We start from the raw sequence: 26,287 nt of genomic DNA on the forward strand, positions 1-26,287 counted from the left end.
GAAAAGGTGATGACAATCGGAGAAATCAATATTCCCAAACGGACGATTATGACGCCGGGACCGGTCGAAGCCGACCCAAGAGTGCTGCGGGCCCTTTCAAACCCTGTGCTCGGCCAGTTTGACCCGGCATTCACGAATATGATGAACGAGGTCATGGAACTGCTGCGGCAGATTTTCCGGACGAAAAACAAGTGGGCGTTTCCGGTCGACGGGACGTCGAGAGCGGGGCTTGAAGCGGTCCTCATAAGCATCATCAGACCCGGCGATAAGGTGCTCGTTCCGATATTCGGAAGGTTCGGCCATCTGCTTGTCGAGATATGTGAACGCTGCCGCGCCGACGTACATACGATGGAATGCCCTTGGGGAGAGGTGTTTGATCCTGAGGACGTCATTCGGGAAATTAAACGCGTCAAGCCGGAAATCGTGGCAATCGTACACGGCGAGACATCGACGGGATGCATGCAGCCGCTTGAGAAAATCGGCAGGTTCTGCCGTGAGCTCGGCGTGCTGTGCGTGGTCGATGCGGTCGCAACGATCGGCGGGACGGACGTGAATACGGACGAGTGGTGTTTGGACGCCGTCATCGGCGGAACGCAAAAGTGTTTATCCGTTCCGTCCGGCATGGCGCCGATTACGTTTAACAGCCGGATCGAAGCGCGGATCAACGAAAGGAAAAAAGTCGAACGCGGCATTGCTACAGAAGAAGACATGAAGCGGGAAAGGGACCATCTGCCGATATACAGCAACTATTTTGACATCAGCCAGCTGATGGATTACTGGAGTCCGCGGCGACTGAATCACCATACGGAAGCGACATCCATGCTGTACGGCTTGCGGGAAGGCGCGCGCGCCGTTCTCGAAGAAGGGCTGTCCGAGCGCTTTGAAAGGCACCGGCTTCACGAAGCGGCCTTAACAGAGGGAATCAGGGCGATGGGGCTCGAATTGTTTGCGGAAGGAGAGAAAAAGCTTCCTACGGTCACCTGTGTCAAGGTGCCTGAACGGGTCGATGCAGAAGAGGTGCGCAACATGATGCTTAAGGAATTCGGCGTTGAAATTGCAAGCTCATTCGGCCCCCTCTGCGGAAGAATCTGGAGAATCGGAACGATGGGCTACAGCTGCCGCAAAGAAAATATTCTATTTGCGTTAGCGGCGCTTGAAGCGGTCCTTATTCGTGTCGGAGCCCCTGTTCAGCCGGGCCGCGCTCTTCAGGCCGCGCTCTCCTTTTATCATGGAAAAACGGCTGTGAATCGAGGGGTTTCATGAACGTGTACGATCTCGTGTTGAAAGGCGCTTATGCCGTACTGCCGGAGGGAGCGGAAAAAGCCGATATCGGCGTAAAAGACGGGGTGATCACCGCGATCGGCGAACTGGACGAAAAAGCTGCCGGAACGGTATGGCGGGCTGACGGTCGGTACGTCTTTCCCGGAGCCGTCGATTGCCACGTCCATTTCAGCGAGCCGGGCCGTCCCGATTGGGAGGGAATTCATACGGATCACGGATGCTGGCTGCGGGAGGGTGCACGACCTATTTTGACATGCCGTTAAACGGCATCCCTTCAACCGTCACCGTTCAGGCGCTCGAGGAGAAAGCGGCGATCGCCGAAGAAAAATCGCTCGTCGACTTTGCCCTTTGGGGCGGACTCGTCCCCGGAAAAATCCATCACCTTAAAGGTATGGCTGATGCCGGGGTCATCGGTTTTAAGGCGTTTCTTTCCGAAGCGGGAAATGAAGAATTTCAAGCCGCAGACGATTTGACCCTTTTGGAGGGCATGAAGGAAATTGCCGCCTGCAACAAAATATTGGCGCTTCACGCCGAAAGCGATCCAATGATCAAATTTCTGCAGCAGGAAGCCGAACAATCGGGGAGGACGGATGCTGATGCGTATGCGGCATCGCGGCCGCCGGAGGCTGAAGCTGAAGCCGTTTTCCGTGCCCTCCGGTTTGCCGCTGTCACGGGCTGTTCTCTTCACTTTGTCCATATGACGACGAAAGAAGCACTCGATTTGATCTTTGAGGCGAAACGAGATGGAATCGACGTTTCCGCTGAAACCTGTCCACATTATCTTCTGTTTGACCATGGGGCGCTGCTGGAAAAGGGCGCGGAAGCGAAATGCGCTCCGCCGCTTCGGTCAAAAGCGGGAAAATCCGCGCTTATCGAGGCGCTCGTCGAAGGCAAAATCGACATAATATCATCAGACCATTCTCCATGTCCTCCCGAATTAAAAGGAGGCGGCAATCTGTTCCGCTCGTGGGGCGGAATCAGCGGCGGCCAGTTTACGCTTTTGGCGATGATCGAGATCGCTTTGACATACAAGCTTCCATTTGAGAAGGTGGCTGACTGGACGGCGCGGACGCCCGCACTCCGTTTCGGCCTGGGCGGGAAAAAAGGCGAGATCAAAATCGGCTGTGACGCCGATTTTGCCGTCATCGACCTGAATGATTCGTACACCGTAACAAAGGACAGCATGTTTATGAGGCATAAGCAAAGCCTTTACGAAGGACACGTTTTCCCCTGCCGCACAGCGGCGGCATTCAACAGAGGGCGGCTCGTTTATGACGGAAGCGGGCCGCTCCGTCACAACGGGGGGGAATGGCTGAAAACGGTACAATATTCCAATGTTTGAAACGAATGAAACCAGCCTGACTGCACCGTCAGGCTGGTTTTTGTCACATGGCCAAGGACTTTAAATGGCTTGTCAGCACGGAATCGATCACTTCTTGCGACACTTGTCCGGGCTCCAGGAGCGAGTGGAGCGCAAGTCCGTCGATAAGGGCGTACAGCCGCTCCGTTTCCATCGGCACATCAATATCCGGATTCCCGGCGGATTGCGTCAGCGCTTCAACAGCCTTTTGGCAGGCTGAATAAATTCCTGCGTTCATCTCCTTTCGTAACGGCTGGAGCTCCGGATCGCTGAGCGATTTCGCCGTAAATGACAGCCATGCCTCCATTTCCAGCTTTCTTTCTTCATCTACGGGCAAAAACTGAAGAAGAAGCTGTTTCACATCGTCGGCAGGCGTTCCCGTCCATGTCATCCGTTCGATGCGCGCCTTCACCCTGTTTGTGACCAGCTGCATAGAATAGATGAACAGCTGGGACTGATTCGGGAAGTAATGGCGCATCGCCCCTGCGGAAAGCCCCGCCTCCTCCGCGATTTTTCTGACGGTGCAATGGTCAAGTCCCTCTCTGTGGATCACCTTCCAGACGACCTCGGCAATTTTTTCTTTTTGTTTTTCGTGATCAACGATTTTTGGCATATATTCATTATAACACAGTTGTATTATTTCATACATTTGTGTTATTATTTTTTTAGCACAAATGTATGAAAAAAGGAGCGGGAAACATAGATGATTGGATTGCTGATTATTGCTTGTGAAATCGGATTTTGGGTGTTTATTCTGTTAGGTCTGTTTTTTCGATATATTGCCGGGATGAAAAAAATCGGCTTGTTGTTTCTAGCCGCAACGCCTGTACTAGATTTGCTGCTGCTTATAGCGACGGCCGTCGATTTGCACAATGGGGCAAAAGCGGATACTCTGCACGGGCTGGCCGCCGTCTACATCGGGGTCAGCGTCGCATTCGGCAGCCGGATGATCAAATGGGCGGATGTCCGGTTCGCCTATCGCTTTGCCGGAGGTCCGAAGNNGCCGGAGGTCCGAAGCCTGACAAAGGGCCGCGGTACGGAAAGGAACACGCCAAAAAAGAGCGGGCAGGCTGGCTTCGCCATTTTGCCGCCTGGGCGATCGGAGCGGCGCTTTTGGCGGGATTGCACGTGTTCATCGGCGATTTTGACAGAACCGAAGCTTTAATGCGCACTGCTGCTTTATGGTCCGTCATTCTCGCCATCGATTTTCTCTATAGCTTCAGCTTTACCTTTTTTCCGAAGAAAACGCCTTAAGGAGCCGGGGTGCCGGCTTCTTTTTTATGATAAAGATTCGGGAGAAGGAAATGCTAACATGCAGGCCGAAATAAAGGATTCTCGAAAAAACCTGTGATAAACTAAAAAGAGAGGTGAACGAGATTGATTTATATCGGATTAACCGGATGGGGGGATCATGACAGCCTGTATCCGCCCAAGACAAACAGCCAAAAAAAGCTGCTGCACTATTCGTCCCATTTTCCGATCGTCGAGCTTGATGCAAGCTTTTACGCAATCCAGCCCGAAAAAAACAACGAAAAATGGGTAAAAGAAACGCCGGAGTCCTTTCAATTTGTCATAAAAGCCTATCAGGGAATGACCGGCCATCAGCGCGGCGACATTCCTTTTGATTCAAAGGATGAGATGTTTGACGCCTTTAAACTGTCGCTCGCCCCTTACATAAAAGCCGGGAAGCTGGCGATGGTTCTTTTCCAGTTTCCGCCCTGGTTTGACTGCAGAAAAGAAAACGTCAATTACTTAAGGTGGTGCAGGGAGAAAATGGGGGACGTGCCGTGTGCCCTTGAATTCAGGCACAGGTCATGGTTCATGCCCCAATTCCGCGATAAGACGCTTTCCTTTATGACAGAACAAGGCTGGATACACAGCATTTGCGATGAACCGCAGATCGGGGAAGGGAGCGTTCCGACCGTTCTTCATGCGACAGACAGCGAAAAGACGCTCGTCCGTTTTCACGGCCGCAATAAGGAGGGCTGGGCCCGGCCGTCTTCGGGGCAAAACTGGCGGGAAGTCAGATATTTGTATTTATATAATGAACAGGAATTGAAAGATTGGACGAAAAACCTGGAACTTTTAAAGCGGCAGTCGAAAGATCTTTACGTGCTGTTCAACAACAATTCAGGCGGCGATGCGGCCGCGAACGGAAAACAAATGATGGAGCTGCTCGGCCTTGAATATCAAGGGCTTACGCCAAGGCAGCTCGATTTATTCAGCTAAAGAAAGAAGGACTTATTCATGGAATATTTTATACTGATCATACTCGGTTTGATCGCGGGAACCATCGGCAGTCTCGTCGGCCTTGGAGGCGGGATTGTCATCGTTCCTTCTTTGCTTTTTTTGTCAGGCTTTACGGGGTTATTTCACCACGTTACGCCCCAAATGGCGGTGGGCACTTCGCTTTTTGTCATCATCTTTACGGGCCTGTCTTCGACGATCGCTTATATGAAATACAAAACCGTCGATTATAAGAGCGGGCTTCTTTTTTTTATCGGATCTGGACCGGGAAGCCTTATCGGCGCCCATGTGTCAAAATATTTCAGCACGGATTCGTTTTCCCTCTGGTTTGGAATATTTATGATTTTGATATCTTTGTCGCTCATGATCAAGAAAAAAGCGAAGCCGTTGGACAAGAAGCACGCCGGCATCATCAGAACGTTTAAAGATGACGAGGGGAACGATTACACGTATTCCTACCAGCCTTGGGCAGGAATCGCAATCGCGTGTTTCGTCGGTTTCCTCGGCGGTTTATTCGGAATCGGCGGAGGCTCTTTAATGGTGCCGGCGATGATGCTCCTGTTTTTAATTCCGACGCGGGTCGCAGTCGCCACATCGATGTTTATCATTTTCCTTTCTTCGATTGCGGGATCTGCCGGCCACGTTATAAGCGGCCATGTCAACTGGCTTTATGCTTTGGCGCTCATTCCGGGCGCCTGGTTCGGAGGGCAGCTCGGCGCCTTTATCAATAGAAAGATGCAATCGAAAACGATCGTTTTCATCATGAGGCTCGTTCTGATTCTGGTCGGACTCAGACTTATCTATCAAGGCGCATTTTAGTCTATACGTTAGGGAGAGATTTGCATGCGGGAAAAGCTCCATATCTATCATACAAATGATCTGCACAGCCATTTTGAAAACTGGCCGGCCATCGTTGATTACATCGGGAAACAAAGGCAAAAACACACAGCGGAAGACGAGGAAGTGCTTCTGTTTGATATCGGCGACCATGTCGACAGATTTCACCCGATATCTGAAGCAACTTTCGGAAAAGCGAATGTGGAGCTTTTGAATCGTCTGCGATATGACGCGGTCACGATCGGCAACAATGAAGGAATCACGCTCCCGCACGAGGAGCTTGATGCGCTTTATCGTCATGCGGAGTTTCCGGTCATCGTTTCCAACCTGTTTGATACAAGCGGAAACAGGCCGTCATGGGCAGAGCCGTATTGGATCAAAACGCTAAAGAGCGGAATCACCATCGCCGTACTCGGCGTGACGGTCCCGTATTATCCGATCTATGCACAGCTCGATTGGAAAGTAACCGACGCCTTTGAAAGCATCGCCCGGGTACTGAAAGAGGTCAAAGGAAAAGCCGACATCACGATTCTTCTTTCTCATTTGGGCATCCTGGACGATCAAAAGGTAGCGGAGAGGTTTCCCGAAATCGATCTGATCCTCGGTTCCCACACACACCATTTGCTGGAGGACGGCATGATGAAAAACGGCGTTTTGCTCGCTTGCGCCGAAAAGTATGGAAACTATGCCGGCCATGTCGAACTGACGGTTGATCTTGACAGGAGGACCGTTTTCGAAAAAAAAGCGAGTGTACAGAAGACTTCAGATTGGAATGGAGAATCGGAGGAAACGTCTGCTTTCCTCATGGGAAAAATGGAGCAAGGCCGGACTGTGCTTCGGGAGGAAGTGGCTCAATTGGATCATCCGATTACAGCCGAATGGTTTCAAGCTTCAGCTCTGCCCCAAATGCTTGCCGATGCGCTTAAGGAATGGTGTAATGCCGAAATCGGCATGGTCAATGCCGGAATTTTGCTCGGCTCCCTTTCAGCCGGACCTGTGACTAGAGGCGACATCCACCGTATTTGTCCGCATCCGATCAACCCGGTCAAAGTGAAGCTGACGGGAACCGAATTGAAGGAAACCGTACTCCAGGCTTCCGCAGAGGAAATGGAGCAGCTTCATATCAAAGGCCTCGGCTTCCGGGGAAAGGTGATGGGAAAAATGATGTACTCCGGTCTTGATGCAGAAAAGCTCGCGGTCGCCGGAGCCGAAATCGAGCCGGGCAGCACGTATACGCTCGCAACCATTGACATGTTTACGCTCGGGACCCTTTTCCCTGCGATTCGCGATGCCTGTGACATCGAGTATTTCATGCCGGAATTCCTGCGGGACCTCCTGGCCTGGAAGCTGGATAAGACATGCCGAGGCGATCGTTGAAAAAGCTTCTTCGGGTAAACCGGAACAAGTCCCCCGCTTTCGCCATACACTAATGGTAAAGGGGGGGTTGAAAGTGGTGAATGTAACTCCGGTTATAATCGAAGACCGGCCGTTTATCGCTGTAACCGTCAAACTGCCGAAAACGAACTTTATGGCGGTAACGACCGATCATGGATATATTATGTGCGGGGCGCTTGATGTCGCCCTGCTGAATGATAAATTAAAGGAACGGAAAATCGTCGCCGCAAGAGCAGTCGGCGTCCGCACGATCGATGAGCTTCTCAGCGCCCCGCTCGAATCGGTTACAGACGCGGCAAAAGAGCTCGGGATACACGCCGGCATGAGCGGCAAAGAGGCGCTTTTAAAAATGGCGGAATAAAAGTTGTCTGTTTGAAGCGTATATCCCCTCTTACAAGCATACACATTGTGATGTAAGGGGGGATTTTGCATTGCGGAGATTTCGCGGCCCTCTTTCTAAAAGAGGACCTTTGCCTTTTCGGTATGTCATGCTCCTTTCTTTTGTGATATTTATATTTTCAACAACGGTCAGCTTATTGATCATCAACTCCTCGATCAAGCCGACGCTGTTGAACATTGCGGAAATGGAAACGAACAGAATTGCGATGCACGCCATCCAGGAAGCGGTCGAAAGCTATATTAGCAAAGATAAAAATGTACAGAACATGATCGAGATGAAAACAAGCGAAAACGGAAAAGTAACGACGGTCGATTTTAACTCCCACGTTGTTAAGGATATGCAAAGCAAAATTACAAAAGCGCTTCATCACAATCTTCAGGAAACCGAAACAGAAGAGTTTAATTCTTCAGCAAAAACGAAGAAAGGGCGGGATGCCGGCGTCATTTATCAAATTCCCCTCGGCCAGACCACCGGCAACTCGCTGCTCGGAAACCTCGGTCCAAAAATTCCCGTGCGCCTCAACATCGTCGGAGACGTCTTTACAGACGTGAAAGAGAGCGTCAAGCCTTACGGGATTAACAACGCCTTAATTAACATCGGCGTGCTTGTCGAAGTAAAGGTGAGGGTCGTCATTCCGTTTGCGACAAAGACGGCGGTTGTCAAAAATACGATACCGGCGACGATTCAGGCGATACACGGAGATGTGCCCGATTTCTACAGCGGCAGCGGAAGCCAGACGTCCCCGTCGATCCAAATTCCTTCCAAAGGCGAAAAAGCCGATGAAAAAGAGTAAAAACATCCCGGGGAAAACGGGATGTTTTTATTTTTTCCTCTGCCTGAGCTCTTTTCGCTCCCATGCTTTTAAATAAGGATACGGATCAAATGACCACTCGCTTCTGCCGTTGTCCTTGTACATGCCGTAGTGGAGATGGGGCGGAAACTTTCCCGATGTGCCCGGCGGCCCGTATCCGGTGTTTCCGACGGAGCCGATCACCTGGCCGGGCTCGACGATCTGCCCGACCTTTAAACCTTTGCTGAATCCGTTCAGATGGGCGAAGTAGTGATACGTATTATGGATGTCCCTGATTCCGATTCTCCAACCGCCAAAGCGGTTCCAGCCTTTCATTTCGATGATTCCGTAGCATGTCGACCGAACCGGAACTCCGTGATGGGCAAACAGGTCGGTTCCTTCGTGGATGCGCCTGCCCCCGAAGCCGCGGGCGTCTCCCCACGTGCTTCTGTAGCTGTAATCCGACCGGATGGGGAGGGGAAACGCGTGCGCGCCTAAATCAATGTGGCCGTATTTGCGAAAAAGTTTGATAAATCCCGTAATGATGCCGACCGACTGATCCCTTTCATAAAACTCCCACAGCCCGATGCGGATGTTTGCGAGATCGTTTCCATATGTCGTCAAATATTTGCCGAACGTATACAGGACATCTTCGTCATTATCAGCTTCCGCCCGGCCGTCTCCATTGCCGTCCATTCCGATTCCGTCAAATACCTTAATGCTGAGCGGAGATGTATCATTTTGGTTTGGATTTTCAGGACCGCTCCAGATGTCCTGCGGAATGTAGATCCCTGTATACCCCTTTTTTTTCGGCAGGTCTTTGCGGTTCTTGCGAATGTTGATTTCGTATTGATCAACGGCAGCGAAAACGTACCAGGGGATTTGGGTCGCAGCTTCCGCTCTATGGTAAAGCGCCATCCTTTTTTTTAGAACTGACGCTGTCTGTTCCTTTCCCAAAGCGCAAGGCTGAACGATGACTAAAAGGAGAATGAGAACGGATAATACGACTTTCACAGTATCATTGGCTCCTTTCCGTTTAATTGTGTATAGTGTGCGACAAACGGTAGAAACGATAATAAGAAAATGTTAACAATTCGATATTGCAAAAAATCAATGCCTTGTCCGCAAATCTGTCGTATGTTAAAGTGACTAAAGACAAGTTTTTAAGTTTTTTAAGCGGTTCCAAATGGCAAGGGACGAAATCCATCGCCCAAGTCCTTACATTTTCGCAGCAAAACTTGATTACTATCCACGAGTGGAGTTGATGGAATTGGCAAAGAAAGACGAACACCTCAGAAAGCCCGAATGGCTGAAAATAAAGCTTAATACGAATAAAAACTATACGGGCCTTAAGAAATTAATGAGAGAAAACAACCTGCATACGGTGTGCGAGGAGGCGAAATGTCCGAATATTCACGAATGCTGGGCGGTCAGACGGACTGCAACGTTTATGATTCTCGGATCCGTCTGTACGAGAGCCTGCCGCTTTTGTGCGGTGAAAACCGGCCTGCCGACAGAGCTTGATTTGCAAGAACCGGAACGCGTCGCAGATTCCGTCAGTCTCATGAATCTGAAGCATGCGGTCATTACAGCCGTCGCCCGGGACGATTTGAAGGACGGGGGAGCTGGCGTATTCGCAGAAACCGTGCGCGCCGTCCGGAGAAAAAATCCTTTTACGACAATTGAAGTTCTTCCTTCCGATATGGGCGGAGACTACGATAATTTAAAAATGCTGATGGATGCCCGGCCGGACATTTTGAATCACAACATTGAGACGGTCCGCAGGCTGACGCCGAGAGTCCGTGCAAGAGCTACATATGAACGATCTTTGGAATTTTTGCGCCGCGCCAAAGAAATGCAGCCCGATATCCCGACGAAATCGAGCATCATGATCGGTCTTGGCGAAACAAAAGAAGAAATCATTGAAACGATGGATGACCTGCTGGCCAACAACGTCGACATTATGGCGATCGGCCAATATTTGCAGCCGTCCAAAAAGCATTTGAAAGTACAGAAATACTACCATCCTGATGAATTTGCCGAACTGAAAGAGATCGCCATGGAAAAAGGCTTCAGCCACTGTGAAGCAGGGCCTCTTGTCCGTTCTTCCTACCATGCCGATGAACAGGTCAATGAAGCGTCCAAAAAACGGCAGGCCAATGCCTGATTGTCTCGGCCAAATTAAAAACGCCAGAATATCTGGCGTTTTTTTCGTGCGCTAGGATTCGGCGTTTTTTCCTTTTCCGTCCGTCGAAACGCTTCCTTGAGGCGATTTTTTCATTTCCTCGATCGTATCGGCCATCAGCTGATCGACGTTTCTTGAATTGGAGCCGAGCGAGCTGAAGTTGGCGATGGACTGCATCAAATTCGGATTGTCCGATATATAGATATGGTAATATCTCGGAACGACGGAGGCCGCCGTTTTTTTCACCTGATCTGCGGTTTCCTCGCGCCGCTTTGAACCTGTCCGGTAGACGACAAGCGCCTCTTCATCCGTTACAAGCGCCGAGGCATCTTGAATATTGGGAAGCTGAACCGTTAAACTAGATATAATATGGGCCATCTCTTCCCTGTTGATTTTTGGCGCCTGTGTTTTATCTTTGTTTTTAACTGGAGTCGCCTGATGGCGCGCATAACCGAACCTGCCTTTTCGATCATCGTTTCTGAAGCTTTGGTTGTACTGGCGGTTCCGATCAGCGACATGGACGGTGTTGCCGTCTTCATCATAAATATCTTTGTGATTCGGATCTTTTAAAGCCTGCTGGCATCCGGCCAGCGGAGCCAGCAGCAAAATGGTTAAAAGCATTTTTGTTTTCATCCTGCATTTCCTCCTTATCTATAGCTTTTCCAAAGAGGAAGATTTATTCTTAGCAATTGATGGCGGCTGGTGTTTGAATTATCATATAAAAGAGGTGAAAAAGAATGATTGTCGTTCAGAACGCTGCATTTGAAGTCGTCAAAGATGTGAAAAACGGATTTAATGAAGAAGCGTTTAAAGCAAGATACTCCGATATTTTAAATAAATACGACTACATTGTCGGGGACTGGGGATACAGCCAGCTGAGGCTGAAAGGCTTTTTTGATGATCAAAATCAAAAGGCGACCTTTGATACAAAAATCAGCACCCTTGATGAATATATTTACGAATACTGCAATTTCGGCTGTGCGTATTTTGTGTTGAAACGCTTGCGAAAATAATCGGTCATAAAAGGGGATGCCGCTATGTATTTTGTCGATCGAAACAAAATTGAAAACACGCTGAATTTTTTTGAAGAACAGCTCCGGCTGTTTCATAAGCAGACTGAATGGGCGTCAGACATCGAAAAAAAAGCGCTTGAAAGGATCGGTCATACGCTGATCGAAAGTATCCTGGACGTAGGAAACGATATGATTGACGGCTTCATTATGAGAGATCCGGGAAGCTATGACGACATCATGGATATACTGGCTGATGAGAAGGTCGTCAGTCAAACGGAAGGCGAAGATCTGAAACAGCTGATCGCCTGCCGGAAAGCGCTCGTTCAGGATTACTTGAATGTCAGCCACGGGGAATTGGAAAACTTGCTGAAAACGCACGCGGAAGCGCTTGAGGCATTTCCCGTCCGTATCCGCGATTATTTAAACAATGAGCTCGGACCTGTATCAGCATTTAAACCGCATTAATAAACTGGAGTGTAACACATGAAAACATACAAAGGATATTTAATCGATCTAGACGGAACAATGTACAAAGGAACGGAAAAAATCGACGAAGCCTGCGAATTCGTGAAAAAGCTGAAGGAGCGGGACATTCCATACTTATTCGTGACGAACAATTCATCGCGCACGCCGAAACAGGTGGCGGACAAGCTTGTATCTTTTGATATTCCGGCAACGGAAGAGCAGGTGTTTACGACAAGCATGGCAACGGCGAACTTCATCGCCGAGAAAAAGCCGGATGCTTCCGTATATGTGATCGGAGAAGAAGGAATCCGCCGGGCCATCGAAGAAAAAGGCCTGGCGTTCGGCGGGGAAAACGCCGACTTTGTCGTCGTCGGCATCGACCGCGGCATTACATACGAAAAGCTTGCCGTCGGCTGTCTGGCGATTCGGAACGGAGCGACGTTTATCTCAACGAACGGCGATATTGCGATTCCGACCGAAAGAGGCCTTTTGCCTGGAAACGGGTCATTGACGTCAGTGTTGACCGTGTCAACCCGCACAGAGCCGATTTTTATCGGAAAGCCTGAGCCGATCATTATGGAGCAGGCGATGAAAGTCCTCGGAACTGACATCAGCGAGACGCTGATGGTGGGCGACAACTATGACACCGATATTATGGCCGGCATGAATGCCGGAATGGATACGCTTCTTGTCCATACAGGAGTGACGAAAAAAGAACACCTTGAAGCTTACGCCAAAAAGCCGACTTACACGGTCGAATCGCTTACAGAATGGATGGACCGCATCTAAAAATGAAAAACACTTGCCCTTGTAAGAAGGCAAGTGTTTTTTTGGGGGCTTTATTCGGCGTCTTTCGCCCGGTGCGCGAGCCTGCTTGAGGCCGCGGCCGCAATGGCGCCGACGATGTCGTCCAAAAAGGTATGGCATTCCCCCGTTGACTTGTCGTTTAAGCGGGCGAGCACCCCGGGCTTTATTTTATCGATATAGCCGTAATTGGTATAACCGATCGAGCCGTACAAATTGATGATCGAAAAAGACAAAATTTCATCGACGCCATAAAGGCTTTCATCTGTCTCAATTAAGGATTGCAGAGGCTCCAACAGCTTTTTCTGCTCTCCCAGCATATCGAGCTGAATACCGGTAAGCACGGCGTTTTGAACCTCGCGCTTCTTCAAGACCCGGCTGACATTCGCTTCACATTCTTCTTTTGTAATGTCAGGATGGTATTTCTTTTGTAAAAGGTAGACAAGATCCGCAATCTCGGAAATCTTGACGCCCCGTTTTTCAAGCCACTCTTTTGCTGCTGATTCTATTTTGTGCATGCTGTTGTTTTCCGGCATCGTGTTCACCCAATCTTTTTTACTTAGTGTATACAAACGTCCTGCAAAACGTAACGATTTTAGAACGTTTTCACTCATAAATGGCTTCTAGATGGATTACGATGTGTAGAAGGCCATTTTTTAAAGGAGTGTTGTATGGTGAAAGATTTGATCAAAGAAAAATTCGGAATCCACATTCGCGAACTTTCGTCATATCTCTCTTATCAGACTTTTCAAACACCCAATTCCATGTTCTTGATCGCCCCAGTTTCCCATTTAAGCCAAGCCGAACTTGCGGAGCTGTATTACATGAGTCAGTATTTGCAAGAACAGCGCGACCCATACGTTTCCTCTTTTTTGTTCACAAAGGACGGGGAGATGACTTTTAGGGACGGAAAAACGGCATATGTGCTGCTTCAAGCGGCGCCCCGTTTTACGAACCGGTCTTTTCCGTTCGGTACGGAGCTCGCCGAATTTCATCAAAAGGGGAGGGGCTATCCTTATGAAGTAAAAGAAACGACAAGGATCGGCCAGTGGAAAGAATTGTGGGGGAAACGCCTCGACCAGCTCGAGCAGTTCTGGATTCAAAAATCGCAGTCACAGCCATTGCAGCCTTTTGAAAAACGGTTTATCGAATCGTTCCCTTATTATCTCGGCTTAACGGAAAACGCCATTCAATATTTGGCAGATACCGAATTAGATGACAAGCCCCAGGCTGCTGATTCCGGGACGATCTGCCAGCAGCGCCTCACCTGTGAGACATGGAAGCAGGAGCCTTTGGTCAAGGTTCCCGTAGAATGGGTGTTTGATCATGCGGCACGGGATCTTGCAGAATACGCCAGAAGCCTGTTTCAGCAAAAAGGCGATCTCAATGAGGTGATGCTATTTCTTCAGCAATATGAACAGGTCAGTCCGCTTTCTTCCTTTTCAAAGCGGCTCATGTACAGCAGGCTCCTGTTTCCGCTTCATTACTTTGAAACGGTTGAAGGCTATTATATCTCTCCTGAATCAGAGCACCACTATTATGAGAACAAGCTCGACCATCTATTGTCCCAGGTGCCGGCGTATGAACGGTTTCTGAGCGGATTTCAGGAGATGGTCAGCATAAGATCGGGAGGATTGGCTGTCATGCCTTCCGTCAATTGGCTGAAAAGGACACCTTAAGGCGGGGTGTTCTTTCTTAGTCGCATGAGGCTCTTAACTTTTGCCGCCTTTTTCGATATGCTAAAAGAAATCAGCTCTTAGAAAGGAACGTGGCACAATGGACAAACCGTTTGTATACGTGACGAGGAAATTACCCGAAGAACAGCTTTCTCCATTAAAAGAACTGGCTGATATCGAGATGTGGGAAAAAGAGGATGAGCCGTGTCCGCGGGACGTCCTGCTTGAAAAAGCAAAAACGGCCGACGGGCTTTTGACGATGCTGTCGGACCGGATCGATGCGGAGCTTTTGCAAAAAGCCCCCCGATTAAAAGCGGTCGCCAACTTGGCGGTCGGATTTGACAATATCGATGTGGAAGCAGCAAGAAAACGGGGCGTGATCTGCTGCAATACGCCGGATGTATTGACGGAGTCGACCGCCGATTTAACCTTTGCATTGTTGCTTGCGGCAGCGCGCAGAATCATTGAGGCGAGCGACTGGATCAAGCAAGGAAAATGGACGGGCTGGGGACCGCTTTTGCTGGCAGGCGCCGATGTGCATCATAAAACGATCGGCATCGTCGGCATGGGAAGCATCGGACGGGCTGTGGCAAGGCGGGCAAAAGGCTTTGGCATGAATATTTTGTACCACAACCGGAAACGAAATCCCGAAGCTGAAAAAGAACTGGGCGCTTCTTACGCACCGTTTGATGAGCTCATTGGACAAGCCGACTTTGTCGTGTGCCTGACGCCGCTGACAGAGGAGACGAAGCATCTGTTTAACCGTTCAGCTTTTCAAAAGATGAAGAAAAGCGCAATTTTCATCAATGTCAAGAGGACAGGTCGTCGATGAACGGGATCTGTATGATGCGCTCATTCACAACGAAATCGCCGGTGCAGGCCTTGATGTCTTTGCCGAAGAGCCGATTTCAAAGGAACATCCGCTCGTCGGTCTCCCGCAGGTGACCGCACTTCCTCATATCGGAAGCGCCAGCAGAGAAACGAGGGAAGAAATGATGAGGCTTTGTGCGGAAAATATTGCGCTCGTCCTGAGCGGCAAACCGGTGAAAACGGAGATTTAGCTCTCCTCTTCCGGCTTTTTTAGTCCGGAAGATTTTCTTACAAAAATATTTCTGAATATATAGAATCTTATTATATCAGAAACTAAAGCGTTTACAAACGCCATTTTTCAGCAATCGTCATCTTGTCAAAACAAAAATCCCCCATTATAATGTTTGTAACTCAAATGTCTGCGTTGCAATTACAAATGTCCTTTTAGAATGGACGATCGGATAGAAAGGTGGAATTTTAGTGAAGGCGATACGAGTCGGGCTTCTTGGTTTAGGAACAGTCGGGAGCGGGGTGGTGAAAATCATCCAGGATCATCAGGACAAACTGGTGCATCAGGTCGGATGCCCTGTCACCATCCAAAAAGTGCTAGTTAAAGATAAAGATAAAAAAAGAGATGTCGAGCTTCCCAAAGAGGTTTTGACGACGGAAGCCTATGATGTGATAGAAGATCCGGAAGTGGATGTCATCATCGAGGTCATCGGGGGCATCGAACAGACGAGGCGGTATTTGCTTGACGCTCTCCGCGCAAAAAAACACGTCGTGACGGCGAATAAGGATTTGATTGCCCTTTACGGGTCAGAGCTTTTAGCTGCGGCAAAGGAAAACGGCTGCGACCTTTATTTTGAGGCGAGCGTTGCCGGAGGAATCCCGATTTTACGGACGCTTGAGGACGGCCTTGCTTCAGACAGAATCACGAAAATGATGGGAATCGTCAACGGAACAACCAACTTCATCCTGACGAAGATGAACAAAGAAAAGGCCCCATACGAAGAGGTGCTGAAGGAAGCGCAGCGGCTCGGCTTCGCGGAAGCTGATCCGACCGCCGATGTGGAAGGCTTAGATGCCGCAAGGAAAATGGCGATTTTGGCAAGGCTCGGCTTTTCCATGAATGTCGACCTTGAAGACGTTAAAGTAAAGGGGATTTCCCAGGTATCTGATGAAGACATCAACTTCAGCAAACGGCTCGGCTATACGATGAAGCTGATCGGCATCGCCCAGCGCGACGGCCAAAAAGTCGAAGTCAGCGTTCAGCCGACATTGCTTCCCGATCATCATCCGCTGTCTTCGGTTCACAACGAATTCAATGCGGTCTACATATACGGGGAAGCCGTCGGAGAGACGATGTTTTACGGACCGGGGGCGGGCAGCATGCCGACTGCAACCGCCGTTGTCTCAGATTTGGTGTCCGTCATGAAAAACATGCGCCTCGGTGTAAACGGCCGCAGCTTTGTCGATCCGCAGTTTGAGAAAAAAATGAAGTCGCCTGCTGAAATTTTTGCCCAGCAATTTTTAAGAATCCATGTCAAAGACCAGGTCGGCTCATTTTCAAAAATCACCGCGATTTTTTCGGAAAGAGGGGTCAGCTTTGAAAAGATCCTGCAGCTTCCGATCAAAGACAATGACGACCTGGCTGAAATCGTCATCGTCACGCATCATACGTCTGAAGAAGATTTCTCAGACATTTTGAAAAAGCTGGACGATCTTGAAGTCGTTCATCAGGTCAAAAGTACTTATCGAGTAGAAGGGAACGGTTGGAGCTAATGTGGAAAGGACTCATTCACCAATATAAAGACTATCTTCCTGTAACAGACAAGACGCCGGGGCTGACATTGAACGAAGGAAACACGCCGCTCATTCACTTGAAAAACTTATCTGCAAAGCTCGGCATCGAGCTTTATGTGAAAACCGAAGGCGTCAACCCGACAGGTTCCTTCAAAGACCGCGGGATGGTGATGGCTGTTGCTAAAGCGAAGGAAGAGGGCAATGATACGATCATGTGCGCCTCGACGGGAAACACGTCAGCTGCCGCTGCGGCGTATGCGGCCCGCGCCAACATGAAGTGCATCGTCATCATTCCGGACGGAAAAATCGCCTTTGGAAAATTGGCTCAAGCCGTCATGTACGGGGCTGAAATCATCGCAATCGACGGTAACTTTGACGATGCCTTGAAAATGGTCCGCAGCATTTGTGAAAAAGAGCCGATTGCATTGGTGAACTCCGTAAACCCTTACCGGATCGAAGGGCAAAAAACGGCTTCGTTCGAAATCTGCGAGCAGCTTGGCACCGCCCCTGATATCCTTGCGATTCCGGTGGGGAATGCGGGAAATATTACGGCATACTGGAAAGGTTTTAAAGAATACCATGAAAAACACGGCACAGGTCTGCCCGTCATGCGCGGCTTTCAGGCGGAAGGCGCTGCTCCGATCGTAAAAAACAGGGTGATAGAAAATCCGGAAACCGTTGCGACGGCGATTCGAATCGGAAATCCGGCAAGCTGGGACAAGGCGGTCAATGCGGCAAACGAATCAAACGGAAAAATCGATGAAGTATCAGATGAGGAAATCCTCTCCGCTTACCGGCTGTTGGCGAGGGAAGAGGGCGTATTCGCCGAGCCGGGCTCCTGCGCGTCAGTCGCCGGCGTGCTGAAGCAGCTGAGAACGAAAGAAATTCAGCAGGGGGCAAAAGTCGTTGCCGTCTTAACCGGAAACGGCCTGAAAGATCCAAATACAGCCATCGATGTCTCAAACATCAAACCGGTCACACTGCCGACAGATGAGGAAAAAATTCTTGAGCACTTAAAAGGAGCCGCACGTGTATGACAGAGGCTGACATGCTGATTTCCATTACGGTTCCGGCAAGTACTGCCAATCTGGGTCCGGGTTTTGATTCAGTCGGAATGGCGCTATCACGCTATTTAAAGCTGTCTGTTTTTCCTTGTGACGAGTGGCGGTTTGAAGCTGAAACAGACATCGTGGCAGGTATACCCGCCGGAACGGAAAATTTGATTTATCAAGTAGCCAAGCGGACTGCCGCCCATTTTGGAAAAGAGCTTTCGCCGTGCNNGCGACATCCCGCTTGCCCGCGGGCGCGGCAGCAGTGCGGCTGCGATTGCCGCTGCCGTGGAGCTTGCAAACGAACTGGCTGACTTAAAGCTGTCTGTACGCGATAAACTGCATTTTGCAAGCCTTGAAGAAGGACATCCCGACAATGCCGGGGCTTCGCTTTCAGGAGGCCTTGTCATCGGACTTCACGAGAAGGACGAGACACAGCTTGTCTCGATCAAGGACGTAGACATCGATGTCGTCGTTGTCATTCCTTTTTACGAAGTTCTGACAAAAGATGCGCGGGACGTTCTTCCGGAAAGCCTCACATTTTCAAAAGCGGTCGAGGCAAGTGCAGTCAGCAATCTGCTTGTGGCCGGGCTCATGTCAAAGGACTGGCACCTCGTCGGACACATGATGAAAAAAGACCTTTTTCATCAGCCGTACAGGAGGGCGCTCGTTCCCGAACTTGCCAAGGTCGAGCATGAAGCCGGGTTGTGCGGCGCATATGGAACGGCTTTGAGCGGCGCGGGACCGACGATTCTCTCCTTTATTGAAAAAGGAAAAGGAGAAGAACTGAAAGCCAGGCTCGCGTCAAAGTTTCCGCATTGTGAAGTCGACTGCCTCCATGTGCCGGACACAGGAGCAGCCGTCGAAAGAAAACCGGTGAAAAGCGCATCCCCAGCCGACTAAAAAGAGCTTTTACAGGCTCTTTTTTAGTTTGCCGGGAAAACAAGGATTTTTATTTAGGAAGTCGAAATAGAGTATAGACACTGAACAAGAGAGGAGAATCGCGATTGAAGCAGCTCATAACGGAAGCAGACATTACGAGGCTCGCATCGGTTACAGATCCCCAATATTCGCCTGACGGCAAAAAACTCGCTTATGTACAAACAAAAGTGAACAAAAAACAAGATTCGTATGATGCGCATATCATGGTCTTTGATACCGAAACAGAGGAAACGGCGCAATGGACGTTCGGAACAGGAAGAAATCAGCATCCGCGATGGTCGCCTGACGGCAGGATGCTCGCATTTACATCAAACCGGGATGATTCGTCACAGGTATATGTGATCCATACGGCTGGAGGCGAAGCGAAAAAAGTGACAGACATTCCTTATGACGTCGTGCAGCCTGAATGGTCGCCCGACGGAAAATACTTGCTTTGCTCTGTCAAGCTGACGAAAACCGAAAGCGTCAAAGACGAAAAAAAGCCCGAAATCGAAGACCACGAACCATTGGAAGTCGATTCCTTAACATATAAAGCAGACGGGCAGGGCTTTAAAAGGGGGAAATATACGCAGCTTGTCCTCGTCCAGATCGAAACGGGGGACATGAAGCAAATCACCGCATGCGAAAGGGATCATGTCAGCCATGCGTTTTCACCTTGCGGGGAGAAAATCGCTTTTTGCGCCAATTTGACCGAAGAAGATGACAACCGTGTAAACGACGTCTACTTGATGACGCTGTCAAGCGGAGAGCTCAAACGCCTGACGGGACAAAACGGGATCTTTTCATCCCTGTCTTTTTCTCCTGACGGAAAACGCCTTGCCTTTTTAGGGCACGAAAAAGAGTTCCAAAATGCGACGCTTGATAAAGCCTGGATGTACGATTTTGAAAAAGACGAGCTGACATGCCTAACCGAGATGCTTGACGTTCATTTAAACGATGCGGTCGCAGGGGACAGCCTTGTCGGAGGTGTACTGCCAAAACCGGCTTGGACGAAGGATGGCAACGGTTTTTACGTGATCGGGACCGATCAGGGAGCAACGGGCATTTATTACATATCAACAGAAGGCCTCGCCTACCCGGTCCGCCTGGAAAAAGAGCATCTGAACGGATTCAGCCTCCGTCCGGATGAAACGGGGTTTGCCGCTTCGATCGCCCTGCCCGTTTGGCCGAGTGAGCTGTATGATATTGCATTGGGCGAAGATAAAGCGAAGCGCCTGACGGATGCCAATGAGGATTTCGTTAAGGAGCACATCATCTCAACACCTGAAGAATTTCAATTTGAGACGGCCGACGGCTTAATGGTGCACGGGTGGCTGATGAAGCCGGCCGGCTTTGAGGAAGGAAAAAAATATCCGCTCATTTTAGAGGTTCACGGCGGACCGCACGCGATGTATGCGAACGCCTATTTTCACGAATTTCAAGTGCTCGCCGCCAAAGGCAGCGCAGTCGTCTATGTCAATCCGAGGGGAAGCCACGGCTATGGCCAGGACTTCGTCAACAAAGTGAGAGGCGACTACGGAGGCGGAGACTTCGGCGATGTCATGGCAGCCGTTGACCATGTTCTCGCGCATCACGATTTTATTGATCAGGACAGACTCGGAATCACAGGCGGAAGCTACGGCGGCTTTATGACAAACTGGGCCGTCGGCCATACGAACCGCTTTAAAGCCGCGGTGACGCAGAGGTCGATTTCCAACTGGGTCAGCTTTTACGGCGTAAGCGACATCGGCTACTTTTTCACGGATTGGCAGCTTGGAGCAGACCTTTTTGAAGATCCGGACAAACTATGGGACCGTTCGCCGCTGAAATATGCCGAAAGGGTTGAAACCCCGCTTTTGATCCTTCACGGCGAACGCGATGACAGATGTCCGATTGAACAGGCTGAACAGCTGTTTACAGCGCTGAAAAAAATGGGGAAGAACGTAAAGTTTGTCAGATTTCCGAACGCGTCCCACGACTTGTCGCGAAGCGGCCACCCGAAGCAGCGCATCAAGCGGCTGCAATATATCGCCGGATGGTTTGACAGCCACTTGTAAATAAAAAAGGCTGCCACTTTTGTTTGGCAGCCTTTTTGCTATTAAAATACTTGTTCTACTTCAATAACGCCCGGAACTTCTTCCAAGAGCGCGCGCTCGATTCCGGCTTTAAGCGTGATCGTGGAACTCGGGCAGCTTCCGCATGCGCCGAGAAGACGAAGCTTTACGATGCCGTCTTCAACGTCGACAAGCTCGCAGTCACCGCCGTCACGAAGCAAAAACGGACGAAGTTTGTCCAGCACTTCCTGCACCTGTTCTTTCATTTCGACTTCTGTCGCCATTCATATCGCTCCTTTCAAATCATACAACCATTATATTCAGTCGAACAATAAAAAGCTATTGTTTAGTTTCAGCGTTTTCCCACCTATTATATCATATTTGCCCCCAAAGACAAAAAACGATTTTTATGGAGAGCGGGGCGAAAATAGACTAAAATAAAAAAAGGGAAAGGAGCGTGTTGATATGACAAAACAAGCCGAACTTTTTGTTTACGGCGCAGATGTTCTTTGTCCGAGCTGTGTGAACCTTCCGTCATCAAAAGAAACGTACGAATGGCTCGAAGCCGCACTCAAAAGAAAGTATCCCGGCCAGCCGTTCACGATTACGTACATCGATATTCATCAGCCTCCTGAGAATGATCCGAAAAAACTGGAGATAACGCAAAAAATATTAAATGACGAATACTTCTATCCGTTGGTCCTCGTCGGTGACCAAGTCGTCGGCGAAGGAAATCCGAAGCTGAAGGACGTGTATAAGGAAATGGAAAAGCAGGGATATAAGCCGGCGATATAAAAAACAGCAAGGGTGTCATAACCTTGCTGTTTTTTTTATGGCTCTTTTTTGAGAAAAACGGGCAAACTGATGAAAAACGTGCAGGAGTGGTACACATGTCTTTCATCGAAGGGCAGATCGTCTCCGGTGATTTTGATCAGGAGATGAACGTCTTTTCTCTTAAAAAAGTTAAGCAGTTCCACACGCAGACCAGTTTAAAGGAAAACCAGCTTGAAGCCTTGCAGCAATATTTGAAGCAGCATGAAGATGAAGCAGACGGGCAGATCATCACCCTTTACGACCAAATGCTTGTACCTTTGTCACAGGCGGACATTAAAGCGCTGCTGAACGATTTGTCAAAAGTCCAGTCCTTATATAAAAAAGGCTGAAGGGATCCTTCAGCCTCATGTTTACACCCGTTTTCCGGCGCGAATGTCATCCGTCATTCCTGGATACGGCGCTTTGGAAATCAGTTCTTCATTATTTGCGCCTGCGTTTTCCATAAACGTGATGTCCGCAAACTCAGGAACGACGTATTTTGGATATGTCTCATATTTTTCACGGGACTCTTCCATTAAATCAATATAATCGTTTTGGTAGCAGACGGTAATGTCCGGGCGTTCGTGAACCCATTTTGGAAAGAAAATGATGCCGTGCATGCGTTTTTCTTTTGGCATAAAGTTCAGCGAAACATCAGTGCCTGTCGGTTCTGTCCAAGATACCTTGTACACGCCTTCAGTAAGTTTGACGAGGTTGACTTCCTGATCCCGGACCCAGCGGCCTGCAACCATGCCGCTGTGAATGCGGTAATCGATCGTATGATCATTTTTAATGTAAATTTCGTACTCCCAGCCGTTTTCATAAGTATAGATCATGTGGCTTCCGACAAAATCTTGCACATCCTGATTCATATGAACAGCTCCTTTTCAATGTAAATATAAACATGTAACACTTTACATATATAAGTTTAAAGCATCGCTTATGATATTGTCAAAAATTAAGTGATGGAAAAGAATTATAAGTGATATTAGGAAATTTTGCTAATATTTAGAAAAATGGATTGTCAAAAAATGCTCGATTCTGTAAAATGAAAGACAACCCATAAAAAGGAAAATGAATAAAGAAGAAGGGAATGATAATCGATTGAAAACAAAAATTGCGTATGAAGAAGTCGCCAAAATGCTGAATCAATGGTACGTCATGATCAAGCGCCATGAAATATCCCAGGCGGTCTCCATAAAGTATGACATCGAGAATCAGCTTCCGAACATGGAGGAAAATCAAGATTTGCTGCTCTATTTTAACCTTTTAGACTACCGGCATAAGCTGCTGACAGAAGAATTTGCCGCCTCAAACAGGCTGTTTGAAGACATTCAGCATCAAAAAGCAGATATGCAAAGCACGGACGACATGATCGAATACTATTTTTTCTTTTTTGCCGGCATGTACGAATTTCATAAAAAGGACTACACAAATGCGATCAATTATTACAAACTCGCAGAGAACAAGCTCAGAAAAATCCCCGATCAGATCGAAAATGCCGAATTCCACTACAAAATGGCGGTCGCCTACTACCAAATCAAACAAAATTTCTTCTCCTTAAACCACGCGACAGCTGCCTTAAAAACCTTCAAAACGCATGATGACTATATTCAAAAAGCGATAAGCAGCGAAATGATTTTAGGTGCGAATAAACTCGATTTATTTCGTTTTGACGAAGCGGAAAAACACTACAAGCAGGCTTTAAAAGACGCAACACAGATCGAAAATAACACCCTCATCGGCATGGCTCATCACAATTTAGGGTTGAGCTGCGTCAGCCGCGACCTTCTCAACATGGCGGAAACGCACTTTAAGGAGGCGCTTCGCCTGCAAGATCATGAAGAATCTGTATACGGAATCCACTCCATGTTTGAATTGACGCATGTCCTGTACAAATCAGAACGTTTTCATGAAGCCCGCGAATGGTATAAAAAAGGTTTTTCTCGTGCAAAAAAAGCAGGAGAAAGGGAATATTTGTCGAAATTTAGACTTATCCATGCTCTGTATGATGAACACGATTCGCTTACAGTCGAACATGCTTTAGAATACCTCAAAACGATTAATCTTTGGACGGATATAGCAGAATTAACATTGGACATTGCGCTTTTCTATAAAAAAAATGGTGATGCAAAACATGCGGCCGAATACTTTGAAGAGTCTCATCATGCAAGAGACCAAATCCTGAAAAGAACGGAGGAGTTAAAGTGAAGAAGATGCTTGCCGCCGTGTCGGCGGCCGTTGTCGCCAGCCTTGCCGCAGCCAGCTTTGTGCCCCAACCAAAAGGAAACGCCGAGTTTGCCGGACGAGCCATTTTTCTTGAGCATTCATCCACAAAGCAGCTTGCAGGAAGAGCGATATTTCTTGATCGCTTCACAGGAACTGCATCAGCCGATCCTGTCAAAGAAAAAACTGCAAAACCGGCATTAAGCTGACGCCGTCCATTTTGAGGTGCCTTCACGGCGCCTTTTTTTGAGGTAACGGGAGGCCTTTACAATATGATGCATTTCCAGAAAAATTCCGATTCAGCCATCATCGTACTGCACGAAATATACGGCGTAAACCGGCATATATTGGATTTTGGGCGAGCGCTTTCTGATTATGGCTTTGACGTGTTTTGCCCGAATGTATTCAATCAGGAAACAACATTCGATTATGCCGACGAGAAAGCCGCATACACACACTTCACAGAGAATGTCGGTTTTGTCGACGCCTCCCAAAAAATAAAAACGATCATCAGTCAATTGAAAAACAGATATCAAAAAGTGATCATCGTCGGTTTCAGCGTGGGGGCGACGGCAGCCTGGCTGTGCAGTGAAGAAGACCATGTCAGCGGAATGGTCGGATACTACGGCTCCCGTATAAGAGATTACTTGGACATGACGCCTGCATGCCCGGTGATGCTGTTTTTTCCAGAAGAGGAGCGGTCATTTTGCGTTGATGAATTGCGAGCTGCGTTAAAAGAAAAAGGGATAGAGACGCACAAATTAGCGGGCTTGCACGGATTTGCCGATCCGTATTCCATGACATACGATCGGCAGTCTGCACAAACCGCTTTCGGGCACATGATGCGCTTTTTAAAGGGATTGTGATGAATGGATTGATATGAAAAAACTGAATATGCGGGCCGTGTTTAGCGCTGATCGGAAATAAGCTTTAGAATGATTGAAAAGCGTTACATTGCAAAACAATAAGTAAAACGAATGACTGAAGGGAAAGAGCCGCTGAACGGCCTGCAAAAAAAAGCTCATCATGACAGATGAGCTCTTTTTGCCTGAATTAAAAATCCCGCGAAACCTTATCCGTTATGATGCTTATACATCCACAGCAGCCCGGATTTCAACAGGCGCGGAACCCTTCCGATCAGCGGTCGTTCAGCTACCAATCCGAAGCCGGCTTTTTTCCCGAGCGAGCCGAGGACGCCTTTCAGCTTGAATTTCGGCATCGTTTCAGGAAGAGCTTCGCCTTTCCAGCGCCATTCAAGGACCTGGACGATTTGTTCCGCTTGTGCCTCGGCAAGCTGTGCGCTTGGGGCGTGCGGAAGGCTTGCACAATCGCCGACGACATAGACGTGCTCATCTCCCGGCAAATTGTGGTGCGGCGTCAGGACGACGCGGCCCTGTGCATCCTTTTCCACGTCGAGGTCGCGGACAATCTGATTCGGCTGGATGCCGGCGGTCCAGACAATCGCATCGGCGCGAATCGGATCATCGTGGTTGTAAACGATGCCTTCCTCCACCTTTGTAATGTTGGCGCGGTTAATGATGTTGACCCCGTGCTCTTCGAACCAGCTTTGAACATATTTGCTGAGCCGGGTAGGGAAGCTGGACAAAATAAATTCCCCCCGGTCAAAGAGGATAATATTCAAGTCCTCCCGGCTTTCTCTCAATTCGCTTGCGAGTTCCACGCCGCTAAGTCCTGCCCCGACGATAGCAACGGTCGCTTCAGCGCATAAATTGTTGAGCGCCTGGTACGTGCTGCGGGATTGGTCGATCGTTTGAATGCTGTACGTATATTCAGCCGCTCCGGGAACATTGTGATATTTATCCTCACAGCCGAGGCCGATCACTGCATCGTCGTAGGAAATCGGCTCTCTGTCATGAAACAGCACTTTTTTTTGCTTCAAATCGACAGCGGAAATATTGCCGTATTCAATCTGCAATTTAGGGTGATCCGGGAAGGACACTCTGATATGATGATCAGAAATCGTTCCTGCAGCAAGCGCATAATACTCCGTTTTTAAACAATGGTAAGGGTTTTTGTCAATTAAGGTGATCATCACATCATCAGGCAGCTGATTTGGCAACAGGCGGTGCATGACGCGCATATTGCCGTAACCGCCGCCAAGCAAGACTAAGTTTCTCATGCTAATTCCCCTTTTCCC

Annotated in this window: 25 protein-coding genes and 5 pseudogenes; 23 read left to right on the forward strand and 7 right to left on the reverse strand. The window is 48.8% G+C overall.

From position 1 onward, the window contains the following. Positions 1-9: 9 nt before the first annotated feature. Positions 10-1,263 (forward strand): pyridoxal-phosphate-dependent aminotransferase family protein, encoded by a 1,254-nt coding sequence (locus V7126_RS07645; protein ID WP_046131654.1) that lies wholly within the window; start codon positions 10-12, stop codon positions 1,261-1,263. Continuing rightward, a pseudogene (locus V7126_RS07650) lies at positions 1,260-2,623 on the forward strand (allantoinase). The gene V7126_RS07645 and the pseudogene V7126_RS07650 overlap by 4 nt, the downstream one beginning before the upstream one ends. A 43-nt stretch (positions 2,624-2,666) precedes the next feature. On the opposite strand, the gene V7126_RS07655 reads toward V7126_RS07650, so the two are convergent. Further along, positions 2,667-3,254: a TetR/AcrR family transcriptional regulator gene (locus tag V7126_RS07655; protein ID WP_046131653.1), complete on the reverse strand. Its 588-nt coding sequence runs from the start codon at positions 3,252-3,254 to the stop codon at positions 2,667-2,669. A gap of 90 nt (positions 3,255-3,344) precedes the next feature. On the opposite strand from V7126_RS07655, the pseudogene V7126_RS07660 reads away from it, so the two are divergent. From V7126_RS07660 to yunB, 6 genes and pseudogenes are all read left to right on the forward strand, one after another. After that, positions 3,345-3,895 (forward strand): annotated as a pseudogene (locus V7126_RS07660) (hypothetical protein). A 123-nt stretch (positions 3,896-4,018) separates the two neighbouring features. Continuing rightward, positions 4,019-4,870, forward strand: a complete 852-nt coding sequence (locus tag V7126_RS07665; protein WP_046131651.1) for a DUF72 domain-containing protein — start codon at positions 4,019-4,021, stop codon at positions 4,868-4,870. A gap of 18 nt (positions 4,871-4,888) precedes the next feature. Next, entirely contained in the window at positions 4,889-5,707 is an 819-nt protein-coding gene (locus V7126_RS07670) for a sulfite exporter TauE/SafE family protein (protein WP_046131650.1), read from the forward strand. Between the two features lie 24 nt (positions 5,708-5,731). Continuing rightward, positions 5,732-7,102: a bifunctional metallophosphatase/5'-nucleotidase gene (locus V7126_RS07675; RefSeq protein WP_335497418.1), complete on the forward strand. Its 1,371-nt coding sequence runs from the start codon at positions 5,732-5,734 to the stop codon at positions 7,100-7,102. Between the two features lie 73 nt (positions 7,103-7,175). Then, entirely contained in the window at positions 7,176-7,481 is a 306-nt protein-coding gene (locus V7126_RS07680; protein WP_046131663.1) for a YunC family protein, read from the forward strand. A 70-nt stretch (positions 7,482-7,551) separates the two neighbouring features. After that, positions 7,552-8,313: a sporulation protein YunB gene (gene yunB / locus V7126_RS07685; protein WP_335497420.1), complete on the forward strand. Its 762-nt coding sequence runs from the start codon at positions 7,552-7,554 to the stop codon at positions 8,311-8,313. Between the two features lie 27 nt (positions 8,314-8,340). On the opposite strand, the gene V7126_RS07690 is transcribed toward yunB, so the two are convergent. Continuing rightward, on the reverse strand, positions 8,341-9,324 hold the full coding sequence (locus V7126_RS07690) for a M23 family metallopeptidase (RefSeq protein ID WP_335497422.1): 984 nt from the start codon (positions 9,322-9,324) through the stop codon (positions 8,341-8,343). A gap of 256 nt (positions 9,325-9,580) precedes the next feature. On the opposite strand from V7126_RS07690, the gene lipA reads away from it, so the two are divergent. Further along, complete coding sequence (gene lipA / locus V7126_RS07695; RefSeq protein ID WP_046131646.1) at positions 9,581-10,477, forward strand: lipoyl synthase; 897 nt, start codon at positions 9,581-9,583, stop codon at positions 10,475-10,477. 51 nt (positions 10,478-10,528) lie between these two features. On the opposite strand, the gene V7126_RS07700 is transcribed toward lipA, so the two are convergent. After that, a complete protein-coding gene (locus V7126_RS07700) occupies positions 10,529-11,128 on the reverse strand; it encodes a YhcN/YlaJ family sporulation lipoprotein (RefSeq protein ID WP_335497424.1) in 600 nt (199 codons plus the stop codon). 104 nt (positions 11,129-11,232) lie between these two features. Between V7126_RS07700 and V7126_RS07705 the strand changes: the two genes are divergently transcribed. The 3 genes from V7126_RS07705 to V7126_RS07715 are packed head-to-tail and all read left to right on the forward strand — an operon-like array spanning position 11,233 to position 12,762. Then, the gene (locus V7126_RS07705) at positions 11,233-11,508 is read left to right on the forward strand and encodes a YutD family protein (RefSeq protein WP_003184977.1); all 276 of its coding nucleotides are present in this window, start codon (positions 11,233-11,235) and stop codon (positions 11,506-11,508) included. A 24-nt stretch (positions 11,509-11,532) separates the two neighbouring features. Beyond that, the gene (locus V7126_RS07710; protein WP_046131644.1) at positions 11,533-11,973 is read left to right on the forward strand and encodes a DUF86 domain-containing protein; all 441 of its coding nucleotides are present in this window, start codon (positions 11,533-11,535) and stop codon (positions 11,971-11,973) included. A gap of 18 nt (positions 11,974-11,991) precedes the next feature. Beyond that, positions 11,992-12,762 (forward strand): TIGR01457 family HAD-type hydrolase, encoded by a 771-nt coding sequence (locus V7126_RS07715; RefSeq protein ID WP_335497455.1) that lies wholly within the window; start codon positions 11,992-11,994, stop codon positions 12,760-12,762. A 50-nt stretch (positions 12,763-12,812) separates the two neighbouring features. Here the strand turns inward: V7126_RS07715 and V7126_RS07720 are convergent, their stop codons facing one another. Then, positions 12,813-13,313 carry a phosphatidylglycerophosphatase A family protein gene (locus tag V7126_RS07720; protein WP_046131642.1) on the reverse strand — a complete coding sequence of 167 codons (501 nt, stop codon included), beginning with the start codon at positions 13,311-13,313 and terminating at the stop codon, positions 12,813-12,815. Between the two features lie 135 nt (positions 13,314-13,448). Here V7126_RS07720 and yutH point away from each other — a divergent pair, with 135 nt between their 5' ends. From yutH to V7126_RS07750, 6 genes and pseudogenes are all read left to right on the forward strand, one after another. Beyond that, a complete protein-coding gene (yutH, locus tag V7126_RS07725; protein ID WP_046131641.1) occupies positions 13,449-14,456 on the forward strand; it encodes a spore coat putative kinase YutH in 1,008 nt (335 codons plus the stop codon). A 97-nt stretch (positions 14,457-14,553) separates the two neighbouring features. Then, positions 14,554-15,514 (forward strand): annotated as a pseudogene (locus V7126_RS07730) (2-hydroxyacid dehydrogenase). A gap of 229 nt (positions 15,515-15,743) precedes the next feature. Further along, positions 15,744-17,045, forward strand: coding sequence for a homoserine dehydrogenase (locus V7126_RS07735; RefSeq protein ID WP_046131639.1), 1,302 nt, complete (start codon positions 15,744-15,746; stop codon positions 17,043-17,045). After that, positions 17,045-18,103 carry a threonine synthase gene (gene thrC / locus V7126_RS07740; protein ID WP_046131662.1) on the forward strand — a complete coding sequence of 353 codons (1,059 nt, stop codon included), beginning with the start codon at positions 17,045-17,047 and terminating at the stop codon, positions 18,101-18,103. Before V7126_RS07735 ends, thrC begins: the two co-directional genes overlap by 1 nt. Further along, positions 18,100-19,018 (forward strand): annotated as a pseudogene (gene thrB / locus V7126_RS07745) (homoserine kinase). Before thrC ends, thrB begins: the two are co-directional and overlap by 4 nt. Before the next feature lie 104 nt (positions 19,019-19,122). After that, positions 19,123-21,093: a S9 family peptidase gene (locus tag V7126_RS07750; protein WP_046131637.1), complete on the forward strand. Its 1,971-nt coding sequence runs from the start codon at positions 19,123-19,125 to the stop codon at positions 21,091-21,093. A gap of 41 nt (positions 21,094-21,134) precedes the next feature. Here the strand turns inward: V7126_RS07750 and V7126_RS07755 are convergent. Next, positions 21,135-21,397: pseudogene (locus V7126_RS07755) on the reverse strand (NifU family protein). Positions 21,398-21,555: 158 nt separating this feature from the next. On the opposite strand from V7126_RS07755, the gene V7126_RS07760 reads away from it, so the two are divergent. Both V7126_RS07760 and V7126_RS07765 read left to right on the forward strand, forming a co-directional pair. Beyond that, entirely contained in the window at positions 21,556-21,885 is a 330-nt protein-coding gene (locus tag V7126_RS07760) for a YuzD family protein (RefSeq protein WP_046131636.1), read from the forward strand. Positions 21,886-21,980: 95 nt separating this feature from the next. Then, positions 21,981-22,253 (forward strand): hypothetical protein, encoded by a 273-nt coding sequence (locus tag V7126_RS07765; protein WP_046131661.1) that lies wholly within the window; start codon positions 21,981-21,983, stop codon positions 22,251-22,253. A gap of 21 nt (positions 22,254-22,274) precedes the next feature. Here the strand turns inward: V7126_RS07765 and V7126_RS07770 are convergent, their stop codons facing one another. Beyond that, positions 22,275-22,763, reverse strand: coding sequence for a phenolic acid decarboxylase (locus tag V7126_RS07770; protein ID WP_065894769.1), 489 nt, complete (start codon positions 22,761-22,763; stop codon positions 22,275-22,277). 244 nt (positions 22,764-23,007) lie between these two features. Here V7126_RS07770 and V7126_RS07775 point away from each other — a divergent pair, with 244 nt between their 5' ends. The 3 genes from V7126_RS07775 to V7126_RS07785 all read left to right on the forward strand — a co-directional run bounded on the left by V7126_RS07775 (position 23,008) and on the right by V7126_RS07785 (position 24,995). Continuing rightward, complete coding sequence (locus tag V7126_RS07775; protein WP_046131660.1) at positions 23,008-24,114, forward strand: Rap family tetratricopeptide repeat protein; 1,107 nt, start codon at positions 23,008-23,010, stop codon at positions 24,112-24,114. A gap of 5 nt (positions 24,115-24,119) precedes the next feature. Continuing rightward, positions 24,120-24,338 (forward strand): hypothetical protein, encoded by a 219-nt coding sequence (locus V7126_RS07780; protein WP_202049493.1) that lies wholly within the window; start codon positions 24,120-24,122, stop codon positions 24,336-24,338. A 63-nt stretch (positions 24,339-24,401) separates the two neighbouring features. After that, positions 24,402-24,995, forward strand: coding sequence for a dienelactone hydrolase family protein (locus V7126_RS07785; RefSeq protein WP_335497458.1), 594 nt, complete (start codon positions 24,402-24,404; stop codon positions 24,993-24,995). A gap of 206 nt (positions 24,996-25,201) precedes the next feature. Here the strand turns inward: V7126_RS07785 and V7126_RS07790 are convergent, their stop codons facing one another. Continuing rightward, on the reverse strand, positions 25,202-26,269 hold the full coding sequence (locus tag V7126_RS07790) for an NAD(P)/FAD-dependent oxidoreductase (protein WP_046131632.1): 1,068 nt from the start codon (positions 26,267-26,269) through the stop codon (positions 25,202-25,204). Between the last annotated feature and the right edge of the window lie 18 nt (positions 26,270-26,287).

Source organism: Bacillus sp. JJ675 (assembly GCF_036963165.1).
GTDB classification, from domain to species: domain Bacteria; phylum Bacillota; class Bacilli; order Bacillales; family Bacillaceae; genus Bacillus; species Bacillus glycinifermentans.